The following is a 22,011-nucleotide window of genomic DNA, read 5'->3' on the forward strand; positions in this document are numbered from 1 at the left end:
CACGTCGCCCGCGGGGACCGTCACGCCCGGTCGGGGCGTGACGCCTCCGGGCACGACCGGCGGGAGCACGGGGGCGGCGGGGGCCGCAGCCGAGTCGCCGACGGCGGTCAGACCCTCGTCGACGACGCCGGTCAGCGGGTCGGTCACGGTCGAGACGGGTGCCGGGCCGGTGACGGCAGGCACCACGGGGACGGCCGCGACGACCTGGTCCACGGTCTGCGCGACGGGCGCGACGACCGACGAGACCGGTGCGGCGGCCGCGACCTGCTGCACGACCTGGGGCACCACGGGGGCCGCGGCCTGCACGACCTGCTGCACCGGGGGTGCGACGGCCGTGGCCTGGACGGCGACGCCCGTGACCTGTGACACCGCGCCTCCTGCGGTCTGACCGACGGCGGCCACGGGGGCGTCGAGCGATCCGGCGACCTGGCCGACGGCCGAGGTGACGCCGCCGAGGAGGGACGACGGGGCCTCGTCGGCCGAGGCCGACGGGGACGAGAAGGCGAGTCCGAGACCGACCATGCCGATCGCGGCGAGACCCGAGAAGCCGAGGAGGCGCACGAGACGGAGCGGGGCGGGTCGCCTCGTCGTCGTCTCGGCCGTCTGATCCACGGCGTACCTTCTTCGGTCGCATCTCACCGGGGTGGTGGGTCCCGGCGTCGGGGTCGTGCCCCTCATCGCGCTGGTGAGACGCGATGTGCCGTCTTTTCTACGCCGACGACGCCGGATTGTCCATGAGCCTGTCTCAGATGTACCCCGATCGCCTCGACGACGCGTCGGCGAGGGACGGCTCAGACCAGCTCGAGGTCCCAGGAGGGCGGCACGTAGACGGAGCCCCACCCGGCGCGCAGGCGCGTGATCGCCCGGTCGAACGACTCCACGACGTCCATGTCACGTCGGACCATGGACTGCAGCTGCAGTCCCTCGTAGAGGGCGATCAACTGCTCGGCACCCCTGGCCGGCTGCATCGTGTCGGGCTCGCGCCCGAGCTCGACGTCCTGCGCGAGCGAGCTGTGGATCAACCGGTAGAACTGCTGCCACTGGTCGTGCAACAGCGGCGCCAGCGGGTGGCCGGGGGTCGCCGCGACGTTGACGGTGGCACTCAGCAGGCGCATCAACGCGGGTTCGGCGGCGTTCGCGGCGACGATCGCGCGCAGCAGGGCGATCGTGCCGTGCGTCCGGGCGAGGGGGAGCAGCGGCCGGGTGCGGCGGCCGACCCAGAGGTCGACGGTCGCCAGGACCAGGCCGTTCCAGTGGGTGAACTCGTCGCTCACGGTCTTGACGGGCAGATCGGCGGCTCGGGCGACCAACTCGAACGACGCCTCGTGGAAGGCGTGCTCGGTGAAGACGCGCATGGCCGCCTCGACGATGGCGATGCGTCGCTCGACGGCGGCGGACGGGGCTCCGAACGGGGTGGCGGGGGTGGTCGTCGTGGCCGTCGGGGCGTCCGACGACTCGGGGTGGGTCTCGTGGATCACGCATCGACGCTACGGACCGCGCGGCGCACGAGTCGACGCCCAGTCCGGGGTACACGGGTGCCGCTGCGTCGGTCGCGTCGCCGGATGACGCGTCAAGGATCGAGTTCTCAGGGAGACCCGCGTATACCTCAGGTAACGGGGAACGCCCGCACGAACCGATCACGTGTGTCCAGGTGCCTCCTCTTCCCAGTCAGGTGGCGCCATGCCCCGTTCGACGTCCCCTTCCCTCCTCGCCCGCTCGGGGCTCGTCCTCGGCGTCGCCGCCGCCCTCACGGTGGCCTCGGCCCTCCCCGCGAGCGCCGCGAACGTCATCGACGGCCCCGTCGACCTCGGGTCGGCCCGCAGCTACGCCGTGCTCGCCGCCTCGACGGTCACCAACACCGGCCCCAGCGTGGTGAACGGCGACGTCGGCCTCAGCCCCGGCTCCTCGGTCACCGGGTTCGACGCCGGTGGCCCCGGCGTGATCGTCGGGGGCGTGCAGCACGTGGCCGACGAACCCGCGCGGCTCGCGCAGCAGGACCTCACCTCGGCCTACGACGTGGCCGCGGCCCTCACCCCGCAGGAGAGCAACGTCGTCGACCTGGCCGGTCGGTCGCTGTCGCCCGGCGTCTACTCGGGGGACGCGGTGCAGCTCACCGAGAACGGCAGCCTCGCGTTCGCCGGCTCCGATCGGTCGGTCTGGGTCATCCAGGCCGCCAGCACCCTGACCATCGGCGCGAACACGACCATGACCTTCTCCCAGGGCGCCAGCGCGTGCAACGTCTTCTGGCAGGTCGGCAGCTCGGCCACCCTCCTCGCCGACGCGGACTTCCGCGGGACCATCCTCGCGCAGGAGTCCATCACCGCGACGACGGGTGCGACCGTCGTCGGACGGCTCCTCGCCCGCACCGGCGCCGTGACGCTCGACACCAACACCCTCACCGTGCCCGCGGCCTGCCCCACGGTCGGCACGCCGTCCGAGACCGTCGCACCGACCATCACGTCGGGCAGTCCGACGGCCGCGACCGAGGGCACCCCGTACTCGTTCACCGTCACGGCGACCGGTGCCCCGGCCCCGACCTTCACCGTCACCACCGGCACCCTGCCGGCCGGCCTCACGCTGAACGACACCACCGGCGAGATCTCGGGCACCCCGACCACCCCCGGCGACACCACCGTCACCATCACGGCCGACAACGGCACGACGCCGCCCGACACCGCGGACTACACGATCACGGTCACCCCGGCCGACGTCGTCACGCCGCCCCCGGGCGACGGCGGCACCCCTCCCGGCACCGTGACTCCCCCCGGCGCGACCACGCCTCCCGGGACGACCACGCCGCCCGGGACGACCACGCCGTCGACCCCGGCCGTCCCCGTCTCCGACCGGAACGGCACCGGCCCCCGCGGCGACCTCGCCTACACGGGTGCGGACACCACGCTGCCGGTGATCGGCGCCGGCCTGGTCCTGCTCCTCGGTGCCGCCCTCGTCACCGTCACCGCCATCCGACGCCGCCGCCTCGCCCGGTCCTGACCGGCGGGTCCACCGGAGGCGCCTCGCTCGACCGACCCGCGCCTCCTGACCGAGGCCCCGGGCCCGGGTCCCCGGACGCCGGTCGGCGGACGCCGGTCGACGTTCACCGGCCGGCCGCGTACCTCGCGCTCACCTCGGCCGCCGTCGAGGCGACGTCGAGGACCGTCGTGTCGTCGAGGTCGCCCCGGAAGTGCTTGCTGGTCGGCGGCGAGGGCCAGGGCGCGTTCACCGCGTCGTAGCCGATCCGCCAGTAGCCGCGGGCGTTCTCGGCCGCCGCCTGGGACGACGACCCGACCGGCGCGCCGTCCACGTAGAGCGTCATGCCCGAGGCGTCCAGGGTCGCCGTCGCGAGGTGCCACGCACCGTCGGTGTACGTCGACGGGCTCTGCAGGGTGAAGTACCCGCCGCTGTAGACGCCGAAGATCAGCGTGCCCCGGTCGGTCAGGTAGAGGTGACGGTCGTACTGTCCCGACGCGCCCGCCTGGCTGTTCCCGAAGCCGATCAGCTTGCCGCCCGTCGTCGTGGTCGTGCGGAACCAGGTCTCGACGGTGAAGACCTGGGGGCCGTCGATGTTCAGCCCCGTCGTGACCTGACCGTCCACGCCGTCGAGCCTCAGGAACGGGCCGTCACCGGGGGCGCACGTGCCGCCCGTGATCGTGGCCCCGGGGGTGAGGGTGCCCGGTCGTCCGTTGCCGCTGCTGTCGCGCGCGGTCGTGCCGACCCCGTCGTTGAACTGGTAGGCGAATCGCGCCTGCGCCGCGACCGGGCGGTCGAGGCAGGCGAACCGCGAGGTGGCGAGCACGCTCGAGGTCGAGGTCGTGGCCGAGAACGCCGCGTGGCTCGAGCCGACGACGAGGAAGAGCACGGCCACCCCGGCCACCACGGTGAGGGCGACGCCCGAGACCCGGGCCGCGCGCGACCGCCCCGACGGCTGCGTGGGCGCACGGTGACGGGACGGGGCGAGGGGGTCGACGACGTCCTCGCTGGTCGGCTCGAGCCGCATCGCCGCGAGCAGGAGCAGCACGACGAGGGACACGACGAGCACGCCCACCACGCGGTCGCCGCCGTGCCAGAGCATCGGCGACCCGATGGACGGCACGAGCAGGACCCCGACGCCGTGCACGGCCTCGGCGGCGACGGGGCTCGAGTCGAACTCGGCGTTCGCGTCGCCCTTGAGTCGCAACGACCCGTCGTCGGTCGTGTCGACCAGACGGTGCAGCCGCAGCTCTCCGGCCCGGTCCGGATCGTCGACGAGCAGCACCTGCCCCGCGTCGAGGTCGGCGGTGTCGACGGGCATCGCCACGACCACGTCCCCGGCGGCGATCGCGGGCGACATCGACCCCGTGACCACGGTCGTGGGCGTCCAGCCCCAGAGGGCCGGGACGGCCGCCCAGAGCAGGAGGCACACGGCCGTCGTCAGGACGACCCGCGCGATCGTCGCCAGGCACAGCGCACCCCAGAACGACAGGTCGGAGCGGACCTGCGAGGTGGTGGCGGCGGGGGCCGCGAGGGTCGTCATGTCGGCGTGTTCCGGCTCGGGCGTCGTCTCCCGCGTCAGCGGGTCTGGGCCTCCCAGGTGAAGGCGATCGCCGCGCGCGAGTCCTGACCGGTGTTCGGCGTCGACTGGCTGAGCGCGTACGTGAACTTGAACGAGTGCGACTCGGCGGCCGTCCCGTCCGGTGACCAGGTCGGGGCGCCGGTCGCGTAGCCGGTCCGCTGGCTCGCGAAGTCGGCGAGGGTGCCCGAGAAGACCTGCGCACCCTGGCTCGCCGGGGTGAAGCCGTCACACGAGGCGCTGGACGCGCCCGACCCCTGTTGGATCGTCAGGTCGAGGAAGGACGAGAGCGAGTTGGTCGTGGTCGCCGCGGTGCCGTAGAGCCGGACCGACGAGGGCAGGCTGCCCGTCGAGGTGACCGTGATGCACCTCGTGCCGGTGTCACCGGGCATCAGGCCCGAGGCCGAGAACAGGGCGACGTCGGAATCGTCGTCCGTGAGCTGCACGGTGCCGGTCGACCAGTTGCTCGTCGGGTTCGAGGTGGTGGCCGAGAAGGCCGAGTACGACGCCGTCGAGATGATGGCGCCGGAGGCGATGACGGCGACGGGCACGGCGGCCCAGCGGGCACGGCGGGTCCAGCGGGCGCGGCGGAGCGATCGGGACATGTCGGGGAGTCCTTCGGGTGGGGGGCGCCGAGGCCCCCGTGGTGCCTGTCGGGAGGGGGCTGTGACGTCTCGGCACGGTGCCGATGGGGCGACGGTACCGAGGGATCGTCGACTCGGTAAGGGGCGTCGTGTCCCCAGTCAGGGGGAACCCCCTGTACCCCGCCGGGGCGCACCGGCCGGAGGTCAGCGTCCGCGGCCGGCCAGCAGCGCGTGCAGCAGGGGCACCGCCGAGGTGGCCATGAGCACCGTGCCGACCACGTCGTCCCCGCTTCGCAGGACGGCCCCCGCGATCAGCAGGGCGGCGAAGAGCACGGCCGAGACCACCCGCCGGGCGGTCCGCTCGATGCGGGTCAATTGGCGCTCGATCCGCGGGCTGCCCACCTCGAGCGTGCCGTCCTCGAGGCGCGTGACGAGGTGGTCGAGTCGGCCGGGCAGACGCACGGCCACCGTGGCGGCGTCGAGGGTGCGGCGCGTGACGTCCTGCACCGCGTTGCCGCGTTCGTCGCGGATCAGCCGGGCCGCGTAGGGCTCGACCGAGTCCCACAGGTTGAACGCCGGGTCGAGCGCGCTGGCGACCCCCGAGGTCAGCGTCATCGCCCGCAGCACGAGCAGGAAGTCCTCGGGCAGCTGGAACGGCAGCGACCGGATGAGGTCGCCGAACTGCCCGGCGAACTCGCGGTACTCCCGCGGGTCGACCTGCCGGAGTTCGGCGAACCCCATGCCGCCGAACCGGGCGAAGGTGGCGGTCACGGCCCGCTCGAGCCCGAGCGTGTCGGCGCTCGGCAGCAGGACGCCGAGGTCGCGCATGGCGTTCACCATGCCCGAACCGTCACGCGAGGCCGCCGCGATCAGCAGCTTGCGCAAGCCCGTCCGGGTGCCCGTCGGCACCTCGCCCATCATGCCGAAGTCGATGAAGGTGAGCTTCCACGGTCGCTGGCCGTCGACCGCGTCGGGCACGGGCGTGACGAAGATGTTGCCGGGATGCGGGTCGGCGTGGAAGAACCCGTGGGTGAAGAGCTGGTCGAACATCACCGCGGCGAAGACGGGGGCGACCTCGGCGGGGTCGATGCCGGCGGCGGCCAGCGCGTCGACGTCGGTGATCTTGATGGCCGAGACGTCGTCCAGCACGAGGACGCGACGCGTGGTGCGCTCCCACACGACGTCGGGCACGCTCACCCGGTCGTCGTCGGCGAAGTCGGCGGCGAAGCGGGCCGAGTTGGCGGCCTCGTTGAGGTAGTCGATCTCTTCGAGGCTGGTGCGCGCGAACTCCTCGACGAGGGCGGGGGCGTCGACCCGGTCCGACACCAGCCGGACGTGGCTGAGCCAGCCGCCGACGCGGCGGAGTGCGGCGAGGTCGACGTCGACCACGGCGTCGATGCCGGGCCGCTGCACCTTGAGCACGACGTCCGTGAGGCCCGTGTCGGCGGCGTCGACGGGCCCGAGCGTCGCCCGGTGCGCCTGGCCGAGCGAGGCGGCGGCGATGGGCGACTCGGCGACGGTGGCGAAGACCTGCCCGAGGGGTCGGCCCAGCTCGGCCTCGGCCAGGGCGCGGATGCCCGGGAAGGGCACGGGCGTGACCTCGTCCTGCAGCCCCTCGAGCTCTTTGGTGATCTCGGGCGGCAGCACGTCGAGGCGCGACGACAGGTACTGGCCGACCTTGATCATCAGACCGCCGAGGTCGAGGGCCAGGGCGTGGAAGCCCCGAGCGAAGCGCCGCATGCGCCGGGCACGCGTGCGCTCCGCGAGCCGCCGCAGGCCGAAGCGGGGCAGGACGAGTTCGAACCACCAGGTGACGGCGAGGTGCCGCGACGCGAACCGCAGGATGCGACGGTAGCGCGCGCGACCGGCCCGGTCACGCACCGGAGGACTGGACGCGGAGGGGTCGGTCGACGCCACCCTCGTCAGTCTCGGGCGAGGATCGAGTAGATGCGACGACGGGCCTCGTCGAGCACCGCCACCGCCTCGTCGACCTGCTCGGGCGAGCCCGTCCGGCCGACCTGCGCCGTGGCGCGGGCCAGCTCGACGCCGGCCTTGGGCAGGGCGCGGAACCGGTCGCCGGTGGCGGAGCGCTCGGGCTCCCACGGAGCCGACGGGTCGACCCCGGCGGCGGCGCGACCGGCCTCGGTGAGCGAGTAGACCTTGCGGCCGTCGGTCTCCTCCGCGGCGACGAGCCCCTCGTCGGAGAGCAACTGCAGGGTCGGGTACACGGACCCGGCGCTGGGCTTCCAGTCGCCGCCGCTGCGCTCGTCGATCTCGCGGATGATCTGGTAGCCGTGCATGGGGCGTTCGGCCAGCAGCGCGAGGATCGCGGCCCGCACCTCGCCCCGCGGGGCACGGGTGCCCTCGCGGCGGTCGAAGGTCGAGCGGAGCTGCTCCATGGCCTGCCACATGCCGTCGAGGCCGGTGCCGAAGCCGAAGGTGCCGGGTGCTGACGTGCTGCTCATGGTGTTCTCCTTCTCGAGGGTGGAACGGGGTCGAACGATACCCGGACGATATACCCCCACCGGTGGCCCGTCAGGGCTGACGCCCAGGCAGGAGGCGCGGCCGCCGAGATCCCGAACGGTCCTGTTCTGGGGGTCCCCACGCACTCGTTCGGGGGGTTCGGGCGACCGGGCGAGGGTGGTTGAGTTCCATTCGTGGGTATGAACCCCCACCGACGGCGCGTTGCCGTCACCTCTCCGGCGTTCCCCGACGTCCGCCGGTGAGCCCTGCTGCCTCGGCGTTCCCCGACGTCCGCCGAGGCGGCAGGACCTCCGTCGTTCCCCGACGCCCGACGGAGTCGTACGTCCCTCGGTGACGGTCCGCGCCTCCGAGATCCCTGGAGTCCGCCATGCCCTCGTTCCCGACCCGCCGCCTCGCGGCGACCGCCGCCGCCGCGGCCCTGGTGTTCACCGTCCTGGTGACCGCCCCCGCCCAGGCCGCGACCCCGTCGCCCGCCCCGGTCGCCACCGCCCCCACCACGACGGCCGCCGCCTCGACGGCCACGTCGGGCGTCTCGGCCGACTTGTCCGGCGACATGATGACGGTGCCCTCGGCGCCCCTGCTGAGGGCCCAGACCGACGACGACGTGTCGCCGACGACCGGGGTGACGGACCACCCGGTGTACGTCAGCGTCGCGGCGGCGACGGCCGCGACCTCGGACGACTCCCCCACGCCTCCCGACGACGCCTCGATCCGCGCCGCCGTGACGCAGCTGCACGACTACTGGTGGGAGGAGTCAGGCCACACCGTGAACGTGACGCTCGCCGGCATCGAGACCCGCTCGCTCGACCAGGCGTCGTGCGTCCCCGCCACGGTGCTCAACACGGTCCACACCTCGGCCTTCGGCGGACGGTTCGCCCGGTACGCGTGGGCCGGCACGAACGAGCACCTGATCGTCCTGAGCCGCGAGACGTGCGGGACGACGGCGACCGCGTTCGGCACGGTCGGCGGCGACGGCGGCGAGGTCTTCAGCTCGTACGGAGCGGGCAGCACGCTGGGCGTCCCCGTGCTGCTGCACGAGTTCGGCCACAACCTCGGCTTCGGCCACGCCGGTGCCGGCATGTGCCGCAGCACGACGTCGTTCGACGGGGCCGCGAGCGACTACCGGTACGCCACGTCGACCGACTCCCCCGCCTCCTGCCCCGTGCTCGAGTACGGGGACTTCCTCGACATCATGGGCTACTCGGTCTCGTCGTCCCGCCCCCACCTGTCGTCCGTCCAGCGGGTCCGCGCCGGTTACCTGACCGACGTCACCACGCTCAGCGGGGCGGGCACGACCCGCCAGGTCACCGTCGCCTCGCTCGACGGTGCCGCGAAGGGCCGCGCCGTCAAGGTGGTCGACCCGGTCAGCGGTCAGGACTACTACGTCGAGTACCGCACCGCGACCGGGACGGACGCCACCAGCCCGGAGTTCGGCGGACGTTCTCCGTCCTGCGCCCTCGTCGGATCGGGCTTCACGCGCTGCGCGCTCACCAGCGACAAGACGACCGGCAGCGTCCGGGTGCTCCGCCCGCTCACCCTCGCGGGCAGCACGGTGTCGACCGTCGCCCTCGCGGTCGGCCTCGACGCCGGGCGCGACCCCAGCCGTCGCGACACGCACCTCGACGCGGGCGAGTCGTTCACCAGCGCGAACGGCGGCTTCACGGTGTCGGTCCGCTCGATGACCCCGTCGGGCGGAGCGGTCCTCGACGTGAGCCTCGCCGGGGGGTCCGCCAAGGTGCCCGCCTCCGCTCCGGCCCCGACCCTGTCGGCCCCGGCGCCCGCGACCGCCCCCGCGACGACGACCAGTCGACTGAGCGTCGACCGCACCCGCCAGACCCACGGCTCGACCACCCCGATCACGACGACCACCCAGGTCGTCGCGTCGGACGGTTCGGCCCCGAGCGGGACGGTGACGCTCCGGGACGGCACGGCCGTCGTCGGCAGCACGAAGGTCGGGTCCGACGGGCGCGCCACGGTGACCCTGCCGGGGACGACCGCGGCGGGCACCCACCAGCTGCGCGCCTCCTTCGTCCCTGCCACGACGACGCAGTCCGGCTCGGACTCGGCGGTCGTCGGCGTGACCGTCGACAAGGCCTCCTCGTCCAGCGCCTTGACCCGCGGGACGACGGCGATCACCAAGAACAAGGCGGCGACGGTCACGGTCACCGTGTCGGCCCCCGGCGTCCCCCGCCCCACCGGCACCGTGACCGTGACCTCGGGCGGCAGGACCGTCGGCACCGCCACCGTCTCGGCCGACGGAGCAGGACGCGTCACCGTGCCGGTGGGGACCTTCACCCGCGGGGGCACGTACGTCCTGTCCGCGTCGTACGCCGGGTCGGGCAACGTGTCCGCCAGCGTCTCGAAGCGGATGATCGTCGTCCTGCGCTGACGCGCGCGGCGCCGAGTCCTCGGCGCCGGGTCCGCGACCCGGGCGCCGGAGCGTCAGGAGGCGCGGGTCGCGACCACAGAGGGGCGGTGCGTCACGGCCCGGGACCGTGACGCACCGCCCGGCCCGACAGGAAGAGCTGTCGGGCGGCCGGGCCTTCTCAGGAGCCCGGCGGCCTGCCGGCGGCTACCGCGGAGTCACCGTGATCGAGTCGAGCTCGGCGAATCCGGTGCCCCCGGCGAAGTTCGGAGAACCCTTCGCCAGACGGATCACGTTGACCCCGGCCTTGAGCGTGACGGGTGCGGCCGCCGAGGTGGCGAACCGCCCCCAGCCACCCGTCGGTGCGTACGACACCGTCGAGAACGCACCACCGTTGAAGGCGAGGCCCTGCGTCGACGTCGCTGCGCCTCCGTTCGCGTAGCGGGTCGTCAACGAGTAGCTGCCGGCCGTCGGCACCTCGACCACGAAATCGACGAACGAGTTCGACCGGCCGTCACCCAGACCGTCGATGCGACCCACGTAGCCGGAGTTGGACGCCGAGGACGACGACAGGATCGACGCGTTGACCACCGTCGCGTTCTCGGCCTCGTAGGTCTGCTGGTAGCTCGTGGCCGGGCCCGAGGCGGGCGTGACGACCACCTGGTAGGCGCCGAGGTAGTCCTGGTTCGGGATGGGGACGGTGACGGCCCCGTTCACGACGCCGACGGTGGTACTCGACAGCTGGGTCGGTGCAGCGACGTTCGCCATGCGTCCCGAGCGCGGCGTGTAGTTCACCGTCACCCTGACCTGCGACCCGAGACCGGCCAGTCCCTTGACCTGTACGGCGTTGTCACCGAACGTCCCGCCGAACGCGACGTTGACGATCCCGCGGGTCGAGTCGTACGAGGCGAACCCGTCGAGATCGCCCGAGGGCGTCACGTCGACCATGGAGCCTGCCATCTCGCCGTACCACTTGTAGAGCCAGTACGACCCGGTCGGAGCGTTGTTCCACACGAGTCCCCCGACCGTCCCGGATTCGTACCAGTACGCGCGTTCGGCGTCCTTGATGCCGGTGCGCTCGAACTGCGCGATGAAGTGGGCCGCGACGCTGGGGGTGTCGACCTGGTTCGGCGAACCGTATTCGTTGATCGAGATCGGACGCGGGCTGATGCCGAGGTCACGCTCGATCGATCGGTAGTCGGCCACGTGCTCGTCGACGTCGGCCCACCCGCCGTCGTCCAGTTCGTGCCAGACGACGACGTCAGGCAGGGTGCCGTCGGCCTTCGCCCTGGCCATGAACTCGCGCATGCGGTCGGGGTAGTAGCGGCTGTGGCTCGGACCCACGATCGGCGTCACCGTGTCCTGCAGCTTCACCTGGCGGTAGGTCCGGGTCCACCCGTCGAGGAACGGGCCCGCCTTCGCGGTGTCCCAGGTGCCGTCGGGCTCGTTCCACAGCTCCCAGCCGTTGATGTTCGTCGTGCCCGCCGCGGCGACCCGGGCCCCGACCATCGTGTCGATCTTCTGCGTCCAGTCCTGCCAGCTGATCCAGCGGTACGGGAAGTCCGGGTAGACGTCGGGCATGCGGGCGTACGACTGTGCACCGTCGCGGGTGAACGCGTTCGCCGTCTTCAGCACGTCGCCGGTCGGCACGGTGGCACCGTTGCCGAGCTGCTGCACGCCGGGAGCGGGCTGCGTGTGCTGCTTCAGCCGCAACGGCGTCAGCAGACCAGGGGCCGGCGTCGTGTCGGACGCCACGGCGTACAGCCCCCCGGCTCCGACGTGGGTGACGGGCCTGATGCTCGTCGAGGCGTCGACGACGAGCGTGTTGCCCGCCGCTTCTGCGGGTGCCGCCGGTGCGACGAGCGCCGCGAGGACCGCCGTCGCCGCCAGCAGTCCCGTCGTGATCTTCGTTCGGTTCACAGAGAAGCTCCTTTGCTTTCTTCGAGGGATGGAACCGGGTCGCACCGCCCTCACGGGCGGGACGTCAGGAGGCGCGGGTCAGCCCTCGACCCGGGCGACGGGCAGCCAGACCCTCATGGTCGACGGCCCGCGGTTCGCCCAGGTGGCGTAGGGCACGAGGGCGACCGCGCCGAGCGGGCCGGTCGCGTCGCCGGGCTCGCCGTACGGCCAGTCGGCGGTGGCCGCGGCCAGACGTGACACCTCGACCGTGGCACCCCGCTCGGTGGTCACCGGTTCGACCGAGGTGTCGACGACCACGTCGTTGACGTCGCCGTCGGGCAGGTCGGTCGACTCGAGCGCCAGCACGAGCGGGCCGCGCTGAACGGCGACCTGGCCGCGCACCGCGTCGATCCGAGGGTCGGGCAGGCTCCACCGGGCCTGCATCGGCAGGTCGACCGTGACGACGTCGCCCGCCGCGAACCGGCCCCGGACGGTCGTCGAGCGTCCGTCCCGCACGGACGGTGCCTGGCCGGGCGCCTCGATGCGTGCCGAGCCCGCCCACGAGGGAATGCGCAGGTCGAGGTCGACCTCGCGTCGCGTGTCGTCGCGCCAGGTGATGCGGACCGCGCCGTCGTAGGGGTAGCCGCTGCGCACCGACAGGGCGATCGGCGTGCCGTCGGAAAGGGCGGTGTCGACGTCGTACTCGCCGTACTGGTGCACCTGCAGCCCGGCCGGCGTCTTGGTCGCGAAGGTCGACTCGACGCTCGCGAGCGTGCGGGCGACGTTCGTCGGGCAGCACGAGACCTCGAACCAGGGCGCCCGGAGGCTCGACAGGGCGCGGGCGTTCAGCTCGTCCTCGTCGGGGGCGACGCCGTCGGTGCGCTGGTGCAACGTGTTCGTGTAGAAGAAGGCACGCCCGTCCTCGCGGGGCGAGGCCATCACGTTGTTGAACAGCGTGCGTTCGATCAGGTCCGCGTAGCGCGGGTCGCCGTCCTGCAGCAGCAGGCGCCACGACAGCATGTTCGAGGCGATGCCGGCGCAGGTCTCCGAGTAGGCGCGATCCGGCGGAAGCTCGAAGTCGGCACCGTACGCCTCGTCCTGGTGGTGCGAGCCCATCCCGCCGGTGACGTACGTGCGGCGCGCGACGGTCGCCTCCCACTGCCGCCGGACGGCGTCGGCGAGTTCGTCGTCGCCGGTCTCGACGGCCACGTCGAGGGCACCGGCCGCCAGGTACAACGCCCGCACCGCGTGCCCGCGCAGCACCTCGGCCTCCCGCACCGGCACGTCGTCCTGGAAGTACTCCTGGCCGTACTCGATCGGCGCCAGCAGGCCGTGGCCGCGGCGCTCGACGAAGAGGCGCGCGAGCTCGACGTAGCGGGGCTCGTCGAGGGCGCGGCCGAACTCGACGAGCGCGACCTCGATCTCGGGGTGCCCGCAGACCGCCACCCGCCCGTCGGGCCCGAACTCGACCCAGAGGTGGTCGGCCAGGCGGCGGGCGACGTCGACCAGGGCGCTCTCGATGCCGGTCCTCTCGGCCGCGACGGCCGCCTGGACGAGGTGGCCGAAGCTGTAGAGCTCGTGGCCCCATTCGAGGTTCGAGTAGCGGGCGGGCTGCCAGGGACGACCGAAGCTGGTGTGCAGGTAGCCGTCGTCGTCCTGCGCCGAGGCGACCCGGTACACCAGCTGGTCGTAGCGCGACGAGAGGTCGGCGTCGTGCGATCGGCCGAGCTCCCACGCCATGCCCTCGAGCAGCTTGTAGACCTCGCTGTCGACGAACTCGATGCCGGCGTGCACCCAGCCGGCCTGATGGGACGCGGCCCGGTCGAAGTTGCCCGTCCAGCCGATGCGCTCCATCCAGTCCTCGCAGTGGCGCAGCACGACGTCGGCGTTCAGGCGTTGCTTCTCGGCCCAGTACCCGCCGGTCAGGCGGATCTCGGACGAGTCGAGCGGGGTCAGGGTCGACCGGCCGGGCCGGACCGGGCCCGAGAACGGTGCGGTCGAGGTGTGGATGGTGGTCACGGGCGTGCTCCTCGCGGGATGTGTGGTGGTCATGTCGGTTCGGTCCTGTCGGCCAGGCGCTGTCGGCTCGGGGAGGCCGGCTCAGTCCTTGACGGCACCGGCGGTGACGCCGGCGGCGACGTACCGCTGGGCGACGACGAGCAGGACGGTGGCGGGGATCGACGCGACCACGGCGGTCGCCATGATCGAGTTCCACTCCTGGTTGTTGTTGCCGATGTAGCGGTAGATGCCGAGGGTGATGGTCTGGGCCGAGCCGCCGCTGTTGAGCGTCGACGAGAAGACGAAGTCCGACCAGGCCCACAAGAACGCGAACAGCCCGACGGTGACGGCCGAGTTGCGGCTGACCGGAAGCACCACCGAGACGAAGGTCCGCCACGAGCCGGCCCCGTCGAGCTTCGCGGCGCTCAGCAACTCGTCGGGGATGCCGCTCATGAACGCGGTGAAGATCAGCACGCCGAACGGCACCGCGAGCGTCGAGTCGGCGATCACGAGACCCCACCACTCGTTGAGGATGCCGAGGTTGAGGTAGATCGCGTAGAAGCCCATCGCCATGATGACCTGGGGGATCATCTGCGCGACCAGCAGGACGAAGCTGAGCGCGCCTCCCCCCTTGGGCCGCAGCTTGGCGAGCGAGTACGCGGCCGGTGCCGACAGGGCGACCGTCACGACGACGGTGCCGAGCCCGACCAGCAGGCTCGTGCCGAGGTAGGGCAGCTGCTCGGACACGACGGCCGCGTAGCCGTCGAGCGTCGGATTCGTCGGGAACCACGACGGCGGGCTCTGCCGCATCTGCGCCGTCGGCGTCAGCGAGACGTTGATCATCCAGTAGATGGGGAACAACATGATCGCCGTGAAGACGACGCCGAGGACGGTCGTGGCCAGGCTGCGCCGGCCGGCCCGCCGCGAGGAGGCGCGGCGCACGTCCGATCGCGGGGCGGGGGTCCGGGTGATGACGCTCATGACCGACTCTGCTTCCTCTGCACGCGCAGGTAGACGAATCCGCAGATCAGGGCCATCACGATCAGCAGGTTGCCGACGGCGGCCGCGGGGCCGAAGGTCGGGAGGGTCGAGCCGAAGCCCAACTGGTACGACCAGATGGCGAAGGTGGTCGAGGCGTCGCCCGGGCCGCCCCGGGTCATGATCCAGATGATGTCGAAGACCTTCAGCGTGTAGACGAGGCCGAGCAGGATGGTGATGGCCGACACCGGGCGCAGCAGCGGGAACGTGATGCGCCAGAACTTCTGCCAGGCGTTCGCGCCGTCGAGCGCCGCCGCTTCGTAGAGGTCACCCGAGATGTTCTGCAGGCCGCTGTAGAGGATGACCAGGTTGAACGGGATGCCGATCCAGATGTTGGCGACGATCACGCTCGTCAACGCCCACTGCGAAGAGGTGAGCCAGTTGACCTGGCTGCCGCCGAAGGTCTCGATGACCGAGTTGACGACGCCGCTCTCGCTGTTGAGCATCCAGGACCAGGTCGACGCGCTGACGATCAGCGGCAGCAGCCACGGCACGAGGAACAACGCGCGCAACGTCGACGACAGCGGGAACCTCTGGAAGAAGAAGACCGCGAGTGCCATGCCGATCGAGAACTGGAACGCGATCGAGACGCCCGTGAACAGCAGCGTGTTGACGAGGGCGGGGCCGAACGTCGGGCTGGCGAAGACGTCGGTGAAGTTCTCGAGCCCGATGAACGGTGCCGTGCCGTCGATGAACGACCGCACGGTGTAGTCGCGGACCGACAGGTCGACGTTGCGGATCAACGGGTAGGCGTAGAAGACCGCCAGGTAGAGGACGACCGGGGCGATGAAGGCCCAGGCGGTCAGCTGGCCCGCGTCGGGGCGACGGCGACGCCTCGGGCGGCCGGGGCCGGCGGGCGGGACGTGCGTCCCGCCCGACCGTCCGTCGGGCACGGCCTCACGACGTTCGAGGATGTCGGTGCTCATGGTCGCTCGTCCCGGGCGGTCACTTCGTGGCCGACTCGGCGGCCTGCTGGGCCTCGTCGAGGGCGTCCTGGGCCGACGACGACCCGCTGAGGCTGTTCTGGACGGCCTTCCAGAGCTGCTCCGAGATCTTCGGGTACTCGGTGCCGAGGTCGTCGCTCGTGCGCCCCTTGGCATCGCCGACGGCGGTGACCCACGGTTCGAGGTCGGGGTCGGCCTGCACCTGCTGCTCCTGCGCGTCCTTCGTCGGCGCGACGTACGACAGGGTCGTGTCGGTGGCCACGAGGTTGTCGGTGCTCGTCAGGCACGCCCGGATCTTCTCGCTGACGTCGTACCGGGCGTCGTCGCTCTGGACGGGGACCGTCAGGAACTCACCGCCCGTGGGGGCCGGTGCCGCGCCTCCGTCCTTCGCGGGGATCGAGATGATGCCGTAGTCGATGCCCGAGTCCTTGACGCCGGCCAGTTGCCAGGTGCCGTTCTCGCCGAAGGCGTACTCCCCCGTGAGGAACTCCTGCCAGCTCGTGGTCTGCGTGTTGCCGATGACCGAGTTCGGGGCGTAGCCGTCCTCGACCCACCCGGTCCAGAGGTCGAGCGCCGACACGGCGTCGTCGGACGAGAGGTCGGTCAGCTCGGCACCGGACCCCCAGTACCAGGGCAAGAACTGGAAGCTTCCTTCTTCGGTGCCGATGGCCGAGAAGGTGATGCCCTTCCCGCCGGAGGCCGAGACCTTCTCGAGGGCCGAGGTCAGGGTGTCCCAGTCGGTGATCGACGCGGGGTCGACGCCCGCCGCGTCGAGGACGGTCTTGTTGTAGTACAGCGCCAGGGTGTTGGCGCCGATGGGCACCCCGTACGTCGCACCGTCGATCTGTCCGGCCGCGAGGATGTTCTGCTCGATGTCCGAGGTGTCGGCACCGGTCTCGTCGGTGTCGGTCAGCAGGCCCGCCTCGGCCAGCGTCGAGACGACGGGGTTGTCGACGAGCAGCAGGTCGGGCGAGTTGCCCTGCTGGCCGGCGAGGAGGGCCTTGCTCGTCAGGTCGGAGGTGTCGTAGCCGGTGCGTTCGACGGTGACGCCGGCCTCGGTGCCACAGGCCTGCACCAGCTTCGCCCAGTCGGACGAGTCGTCGAACTGCGGGTACGGGTCCCAGAAGGTGTACGTCCCCGACGCGGCCGAGCTGCTGCCGCCGGACGAGCCACCGGCACACCCGGTCAGGGCGAGCGACACGGCGGCCAGACCCACGACGGCGACGGCCGTCTTCTTGCTGCGGATGAACGAGATCACAGGAATTCCTCTCTGAATGCTGCGGGTTCCTCGTTCGGAGAGCGCCGCGCGGTGCAGGGGGATGCCGGTGCGCGACCGTCTCGTCGTCGAGAAGTTGTAACCGAAACCGGTTTCGGGTTGAAAGCTACATTTGGCACAGTTGCTTGTCAACACGTTCGTGAACTATTTTCGCTACATGGGTACGAGCAGCGGTGGTCGAGGGACGGGGGCGCCCGTCACGCTCGCGGATGTGGCCCGGGCCGCCGGCGTCTCGGTGGCGACCGCGTCGAAGGCCCTCAACGGGCGGGCCCAGGTGCGCGAGAGCACGCGCGTCAAGGTGCGAGAGGCCGCCGCCGCCCTCTCGTTCACCCCGAACTTCTTCGCCCAGGCCCTCAACTCCCAGCGCACCGGCACGATCGGCATGGTCACGAGCGACCTCGACAACCGTTTCGTCCTGCCCGTGCTGCTCGGCGCCGAGGACGCCTTCGGCTCGGGGTCGCTCTCGGTGCTGCTGGCCGACGCCCGCGACGACGCCCTGCGCGAGCAGTTGCACCTGCAGAACCTGCTCACCCGACGCGTCGACGGGCTCCTGATCGTGGGCCGCACCACCAACCCCCGCCCCCCGGCTCCCGTCCTCGCCGACGTGCCGGTGGTCTACGTCTACGCGCCGTCGACCGACCCGACCGACGCGTCCTTCACCCCCAACAACGTGCAGGCCGGCCGTCTCGCCGCCGAGCACCTCATCGCCAAGGGTCGGCGGCGCATCGCGCTCGTGAACGGCGAGTCGTCTTACGCCGCCTCACGCGACCGGGCGGCGGGGGTGCTGGCCGCCACGCAGGCCGCCGGGCTCGAGCTCGTCGGCGGTGCCTCGTTGTACGGGCAGTGGGGCGAGGCCTGGGGGCGGGACTGCGCGCGCCTCCTCGTCCGGGGCGACGAGACCGTCGACGCGATCGTCGCGGGCAGCGACCACATCGCCCGCGGCGTGCTCGACGCGCTGCGCGACGAGGGCCGGTCGGTGCCGGGCGACGTCGCCGTCATCGGCTTCGACAACTGGGACGTCCTCGTCCGCGAGTCACGCCCGACGCTGACCAGCGTGGACATGAACCTCGAACAGCTCGGCCGGGCGGCCGCCCAACACCTGGTCGACGCGATCGGGGGCTCGACCTCGGCGGGCGTGACCTACGGAGCCGTGCGCGTGCACGAACGCGAGTCGACCGGCTGACGCGCGGCGCGCCTCCTGCTCTGGCCCTCCGCGCCGGCCCGGTGGCCTCGCTGCCGGCCTGGTGCCGCCCCGGCCTGCAGCGCGACGAAGAACCCGGTTCCGAACGATGCACCCAGAAGCAACGGGGTGCATGGTTCGGAACCGGGTGCGAGGCGGCAGGAGGCGCGGGTCGGCCACCAGCGGAGGTGCGGGCCGGCGACTCACGACGCCCCCGCGCGTGCCTCAGTACTTCGCGGACTGCCCGCCGTCGATGGGCACGACGGCCGCGTTGACGTAGGTGGCGTCGTCCGACAGGAGGAAGGCGACGACCGAGGCGATCTCGTCGGCCTTGCCGTAGCGCTTGGTCGGGTTGATCTGGATGAACTGCTCGGCGGCCTTCTCAGGGTTCTCGGCGTCGATCTGACGCATCGAGGCCTCGACCATGGGCGTCCAGATGGCGCCGGGGGCGATCGCGTTGACGCGGATGCCGAACTCGCCGTACTCGACGGCCGAGTTGCGGGTCAGGCCGACGACGCCGTGCTTGGCCGCGGCGTAGCCCGACTGGTTGCCGACGCCGCGGATGCCGCCGACGCTCGCGGTGTTGACCACGGCACCGCCGTCGCCCTGCGACCGCATGACGCCGAGCACCTTCTCGAGGCCGAGGAACACCCCGCGCAGGTTGATCGAGACGACCTTGTCGAACTCGTCGGCGCCGAACCGCTCGGTGAGGTTCTGCTTGCCCTCGATGCCGGCGTTGTTGAAGAACGCGTCGATGCGCCCGAAGCGCTCGACCGTCGCCGACACGTAGCGCGCGACGTCGTCCTCGCTCGACACGTCGGCGACGACGGTCAGCACCTCGGCCCCGGGGACGGCCTCGAGCACGGCGGCCTGCGAGTCGGCGAGGCCCTTCTCCGAGACGTCGACGAGGGCGAGCTTCGCGCCCTCGCTCGCGACGCGGACGGCGGCGGCCCGGCCGAGGCCCGACCCTCCGCCGGTGATGAGGACGACCTTGTCGGTGAAACGCTCCATGGGACGGGCTCCGGTTCTCTCGTTCGGTGAGGCCCGACGCGGCGCCGGGCCAGTGGTCGCGCGACCGTGCGCGACTCGCCGTAAGGCTACACGTGTCGCCTTACTGCGCCCTGACCGTGGTCGCCGCGCCGCGCCTCCTGCCATCCCGCGCCGCGCCGCGCCTCCCGCCTCCCCACGACGCGACGAACCCCGTTCACGAAGACGAACCACGAGAAATCGGGGTTCATCTTCGTGAACGGGGTTCGGGGCGCAGGAGGCGCGGGCCCGCGACCCGAGGAGGCGCGGGTCAGCGCCCGGCGCGCGTCCCGATCTCGACGCCCACGATCCGCTCGTCGGCGATCGTCACGGGGTACGCGTCGCCCGTCAGCCGCACCGTCGCCTCGGCCTCCCGCTCGGCGCACGAGCCGCCGACCCAGAGCTCGACGTCCCCGGGCTCGACGACCCGTCGGTGCTGCCGGTCGGTCAGCGCCAGACGGGCGGTGGGGACGCGGAAGACGACCCGCGCCTCCTCACCGGGTCCGAGCGCGACGCGCGCGTAGCCGAGCAGCTGCGCGACGGGCCGGGTGACCGAGCCGACGACGTCGTGCGCGTAGAGCTGCACGAGGTCGGTGCCGGGGCGGTCGCCCGTGTTGGCGACCGTCACCGAGGCGACGAACGAGCCACCCGCCGGCACCTCGGCCGAGTCGACGACCAGGTCGGAGCGTCGCCACGAGGTGTACGACAGCCCGTGCCCGAACGGCAGCACGGGCGTGCTGTCGGCGCTCGTCACCTCGGACGGCCCGCCGAGCACCGGGTGCAGGTACGAGAACGGCTGCGCGCCGGCCGACCGCGGCAACGACACGGGCAGGTGCCCGGACGGCTCGACGCTGCCGGTCAGGACGCCGGCGACGGCGGCCCCGCCCTCCTCCCCCGGGAAGAACGCCTGGACGACGGCGGCGGGCGCCCCCGCACCCGACACCGCCCACCCGATGGCGTACGGCCGGCCCGAGAGCACGACCATGACGGTCGGCGTGCCGGTGGCGACGACGGCCTCGACGAGCTCGCGCTGCACCCCGGGCAGCTCGAGGCTCTCGACGTCGTTGCCCTCGCCGACGGTGCCCCGGCCGAACAGGCCGGCCCGGTCGCCGACCACGACGACCGCGACCGCAGCGCCCCGGGCGGCCTCGACCGCCGCGGCGATGCGTGACCGGTCGTCGCCCTCGACGTCGCAGCCGGCCTCGACGACGACGTCGGCGGAGGGCAGCTCGATGCGGAGGGAGGCGGCGACGGTCGGCAGGTCGATGCCGAGCGGCACGCCGGGGTGGTGCGCCAGCACGTGGTTGACGAACGAGTAGCAGCCCATCAGGGCCTCGGCGCTGTCGCCGTTCGGGCCGACCACCGCGACCGACGCCGGGCCGGTCCCCGCGACGTCGGCACCACCGGTGGCACCCGCCGACCCCCGCACGAGCGGGAGCACGCCGTCGTTCGTCAGCACGACGACCGACTCGTCGGCCAGCCGCCGCGCGACGGCCCGGTGCTCGGCCGAGTCGAGGTCGATCGCGGTCGGCGGCGGCGTCTCGAACGTCTCGTCGAGCAGCCCGAGCTCCTCCTTCTCGGCGAGCACGCGGATCACCGCCCGGTCGACCAGCGCCTCGTCCACGTCTCCGGCGCGCACCCGCTCGGCGAGGGGCGCGAGGTAGGCGTCACCGGTGGGCAACTCGACGTCGATGCCGGCCTCGAGGGCCAGCGCGGCGGCCTCGCCCCGGTCGGCCGCGACGGCGTGCATCACCTGCAGGAACGCCACCGAGAAGTAGTCCGACACGACCACGCCGTCGAACCCCCACCTGCGGCGCAGCACCTCGGTCAGGTACGACGGCGTCCCGGCGACCGGCACCCCGTCGATCTCTGCGTACGAGTTCATCACCGACCGCACCCCGCCGTCGAGCACGGCCATCTCGAAGGGCGGCAACAGCACGTCCTCGACGAACCGCGGTCCGACCTGCGCCGGTGCGTGGTTGCGCCCCGCCGCCGAGGTCGAGTAGCCGACGAAGTGCTTGAGCGTCGCGTGCACGCCGGCCGCCTGCAGCCCCTTCACGTAGGCGGTGCCGATCGTGCCGACGACGTAGGGGTCCTCGGCGATGCACTCGTCGACCCGACCCCAGCGGGTGTCACGGATGACGTCGAGTACCGGCGCGAGACCCTGGTGCACGCCGAGGTCGCGCATGGACCCGCCGATCAGCCGGGCCATCTCCTCGACCAGCTCGGGGTCGAACGACGCGCCCCAGGCGAGCGGCGTCGGGAACGTCGCGGCCTGCCAGGCGGCGAGGCCGGTCAGGCACTCCTCGTGCACCAGCGCGGGGATGCCCAGTCGGGTCTCGTCCCGCAGGCGGCGCTGTTCGCGCCACAACCAGGAGGCGCGCTCGACGGGGTCCACCGGCCGCGTCCCGTAGACCCGCGTCAGGTGCCCGAGCCCGTGTCGGGTCGCCTCGACGTAGTCGCCCGACGTCGCCATCTCGCCCTGCATCGGGGCGACGTTCTCGGCCCCCTGGTCGACCCACCAGCCGACCAGCTGGGCGAGCTTCTCGTCGAGGGTCATCTCGGCCAGCAGCGACGCCACCCGGTCGGAGGCGCGGGGTTCGCCGACCGTGAGGGCCTGCGGTCGGTGAGCGGTGTCGGTCATGTCGGCTCGCGCCTCCTGGTCTGTGAC

15 protein-coding genes and 1 pseudogene are annotated in these 22,011 nt (G+C 72.4%); 3 read left to right on the forward strand and 13 right to left on the reverse strand.

What is annotated here, in order from left to right; translation table 11 throughout:
• Together IFT36_RS03805 and IFT36_RS03810 are read right to left on the reverse strand one after the other, a co-directional pair.
• Positions 1 to 612: pseudogene (locus IFT36_RS03805) on the reverse strand (hypothetical protein); the annotation flags it as partial.
• Positions 613 to 791: 179 nt separating this feature from the next.
• Entirely contained in the window at positions 792 to 1,478 is a 687-nt protein-coding gene (locus IFT36_RS03810; RefSeq protein WP_056047111.1) for a TetR/AcrR family transcriptional regulator, read from the reverse strand.
• A gap of 202 nt (positions 1,479 to 1,680) precedes the next feature.
• On the opposite strand from IFT36_RS03810, the gene IFT36_RS03815 reads away from it, so the two are divergent.
• The gene (locus IFT36_RS03815) at positions 1,681 to 2,991 is read left to right on the forward strand and encodes an ice-binding family protein (RefSeq protein ID WP_200412456.1); all 1,311 of its coding nucleotides are present in this window, start codon (positions 1,681 to 1,683) and stop codon (positions 2,989 to 2,991) included.
• Positions 2,992 to 3,094: 103 nt separating this feature from the next.
• Here IFT36_RS03815 and IFT36_RS03820 read toward each other — a convergent pair whose 3' ends face one another.
• The 4 genes from IFT36_RS03820 to IFT36_RS03835 form a co-directional block, all read right to left on the reverse strand.
• Positions 3,095 to 4,510 (reverse strand): LamG-like jellyroll fold domain-containing protein, encoded by a 1,416-nt coding sequence (locus IFT36_RS03820; protein WP_200412457.1) that lies wholly within the window; start codon positions 4,508 to 4,510, stop codon positions 3,095 to 3,097.
• A 35-nt stretch (positions 4,511 to 4,545) separates the two neighbouring features.
• Entirely contained in the window at positions 4,546 to 5,151 is a 606-nt protein-coding gene (locus IFT36_RS03825; protein ID WP_200412458.1) for a hypothetical protein, read from the reverse strand.
• A 183-nt stretch (positions 5,152 to 5,334) separates the two neighbouring features.
• Positions 5,335 to 7,011: an ABC1 kinase family protein gene (locus IFT36_RS03830; RefSeq protein WP_307785016.1), complete on the reverse strand. Its 1,677-nt coding sequence runs from the start codon at positions 7,009 to 7,011 to the stop codon at positions 5,335 to 5,337.
• A gap of 41 nt (positions 7,012 to 7,052) precedes the next feature.
• Complete coding sequence (locus tag IFT36_RS03835) at positions 7,053 to 7,595, reverse strand: PadR family transcriptional regulator (protein WP_056047119.1); 543 nt, start codon at positions 7,593 to 7,595, stop codon at positions 7,053 to 7,055.
• 386 nt (positions 7,596 to 7,981) lie between these two features.
• On the opposite strand from IFT36_RS03835, the gene IFT36_RS03840 reads away from it, so the two are divergent.
• Positions 7,982 to 10,003 (forward strand): Ig-like domain repeat protein, encoded by a 2,022-nt coding sequence (locus tag IFT36_RS03840; RefSeq protein WP_200412460.1) that lies wholly within the window; start codon positions 7,982 to 7,984, stop codon positions 10,001 to 10,003.
• Positions 10,004 to 10,186: 183 nt separating this feature from the next.
• Here IFT36_RS03840 and IFT36_RS16865 read toward each other — a convergent pair whose 3' ends face one another.
• From IFT36_RS16865 to IFT36_RS03865, 5 genes are all read right to left on the reverse strand, one after another.
• Complete coding sequence (locus IFT36_RS16865; RefSeq protein ID WP_307785017.1) at positions 10,187 to 11,899, reverse strand: CBM35 domain-containing protein; 1,713 nt, start codon at positions 11,897 to 11,899, stop codon at positions 10,187 to 10,189.
• Positions 11,900 to 11,977: 78 nt separating this feature from the next.
• Positions 11,978 to 13,930 carry a glycoside hydrolase family 127 protein gene (locus tag IFT36_RS03850; protein ID WP_200412461.1) on the reverse strand — a complete coding sequence of 651 codons (1,953 nt, stop codon included), beginning with the start codon at positions 13,928 to 13,930 and terminating at the stop codon, positions 11,978 to 11,980.
• A gap of 48 nt (positions 13,931 to 13,978) precedes the next feature.
• Entirely contained in the window at positions 13,979 to 14,857 is an 879-nt protein-coding gene (locus IFT36_RS03855; RefSeq protein ID WP_082452497.1) for a carbohydrate ABC transporter permease, read from the reverse strand.
• Positions 14,854 to 15,840, reverse strand: a complete 987-nt coding sequence (locus IFT36_RS03860) for a carbohydrate ABC transporter permease (RefSeq protein ID WP_200412462.1) — start codon at positions 15,838 to 15,840, stop codon at positions 14,854 to 14,856. Before IFT36_RS03860 ends, IFT36_RS03855 begins: the two co-directional genes overlap by 4 nt.
• 19 nt (positions 15,841 to 15,859) lie before the next feature.
• On the reverse strand, positions 15,860 to 17,116 hold the full coding sequence (locus IFT36_RS03865) for a sugar ABC transporter substrate-binding protein (RefSeq protein WP_235452694.1): 1,257 nt from the start codon (positions 17,114 to 17,116) through the stop codon (positions 15,860 to 15,862).
• A gap of 130 nt (positions 17,117 to 17,246) precedes the next feature.
• On the opposite strand from IFT36_RS03865, the gene IFT36_RS03870 reads away from it, so the two are divergent.
• On the forward strand, positions 17,247 to 18,317 hold the full coding sequence (locus IFT36_RS03870) for a LacI family DNA-binding transcriptional regulator (protein ID WP_307785018.1): 1,071 nt from the start codon (positions 17,247 to 17,249) through the stop codon (positions 18,315 to 18,317).
• 222 nt (positions 18,318 to 18,539) lie between these two features.
• Here the strand turns inward: IFT36_RS03870 and IFT36_RS03875 are convergent, their stop codons facing one another.
• The gene (locus tag IFT36_RS03875) at positions 18,540 to 19,325 is read right to left on the reverse strand and encodes an SDR family oxidoreductase (RefSeq protein WP_043597604.1); all 786 of its coding nucleotides are present in this window, start codon (positions 19,323 to 19,325) and stop codon (positions 18,540 to 18,542) included.
• A gap of 286 nt (positions 19,326 to 19,611) precedes the next feature.
• Positions 19,612 to 21,984 carry a beta-xylosidase/alpha-l-arabinosidase gene (locus tag IFT36_RS03880; protein ID WP_200412463.1) on the reverse strand — a complete coding sequence of 791 codons (2,373 nt, stop codon included), beginning with the start codon at positions 21,982 to 21,984 and terminating at the stop codon, positions 19,612 to 19,614.
• Positions 21,985 to 22,011: the final 27 nt, after the last annotated feature.

Source organism: Frigoribacterium sp. CFBP 13605 (assembly GCF_014839405.1).
GTDB lineage: Bacteria > Actinomycetota > Actinomycetes > Actinomycetales > Microbacteriaceae > Frigoribacterium.

Bases quoted from the DNA above. Each gene is read 5' to 3' on its own strand.
- IFT36_RS03815 (WP_200412456.1), top strand. From the start codon at position 1,681: ATGCCCCGTTCGACGTCCCCTTCCCTCCTCGCCCGCTCGGGGCTCGTC.
- IFT36_RS03880 (WP_200412463.1), bottom strand. From the start codon at position 21,984: ATGACCGACACCGCTCACCGACCGCAGGCCCTCACGGTCGGCGAACCC.
- IFT36_RS03875 (WP_043597604.1), bottom strand. From the start codon at position 19,325: ATGGAGCGTTTCACCGACAAGGTCGTCCTCATCACCGGCGGAGGGTCG.
- IFT36_RS03820 (WP_200412457.1), bottom strand. From the start codon at position 4,510: ATGACGACCCTCGCGGCCCCCGCCGCCACCACCTCGCAGGTCCGCTCC.
- IFT36_RS03835 (WP_056047119.1), bottom strand. From the start codon at position 7,595: ATGAGCAGCACGTCAGCACCCGGCACCTTCGGCTTCGGCACCGGCCTC.
- IFT36_RS03850 (WP_200412461.1), bottom strand. From the start codon at position 13,930: ATGACCACCACACATCCCGCGAGGAGCACGCCCGTGACCACCATCCAC.
- IFT36_RS03840 (WP_200412460.1), top strand. From the start codon at position 7,982: ATGCCCTCGTTCCCGACCCGCCGCCTCGCGGCGACCGCCGCCGCCGCG.
- IFT36_RS03825 (WP_200412458.1), bottom strand. From the start codon at position 5,151: ATGTCCCGATCGCTCCGCCGCGCCCGCTGGACCCGCCGTGCCCGCTGG.
- IFT36_RS03855 (WP_082452497.1), bottom strand. From the start codon at position 14,857: ATGAGCGTCATCACCCGGACCCCCGCCCCGCGATCGGACGTGCGCCGC.
- IFT36_RS03860 (WP_200412462.1), bottom strand. From the start codon at position 15,840: ATGAGCACCGACATCCTCGAACGTCGTGAGGCCGTGCCCGACGGACGG.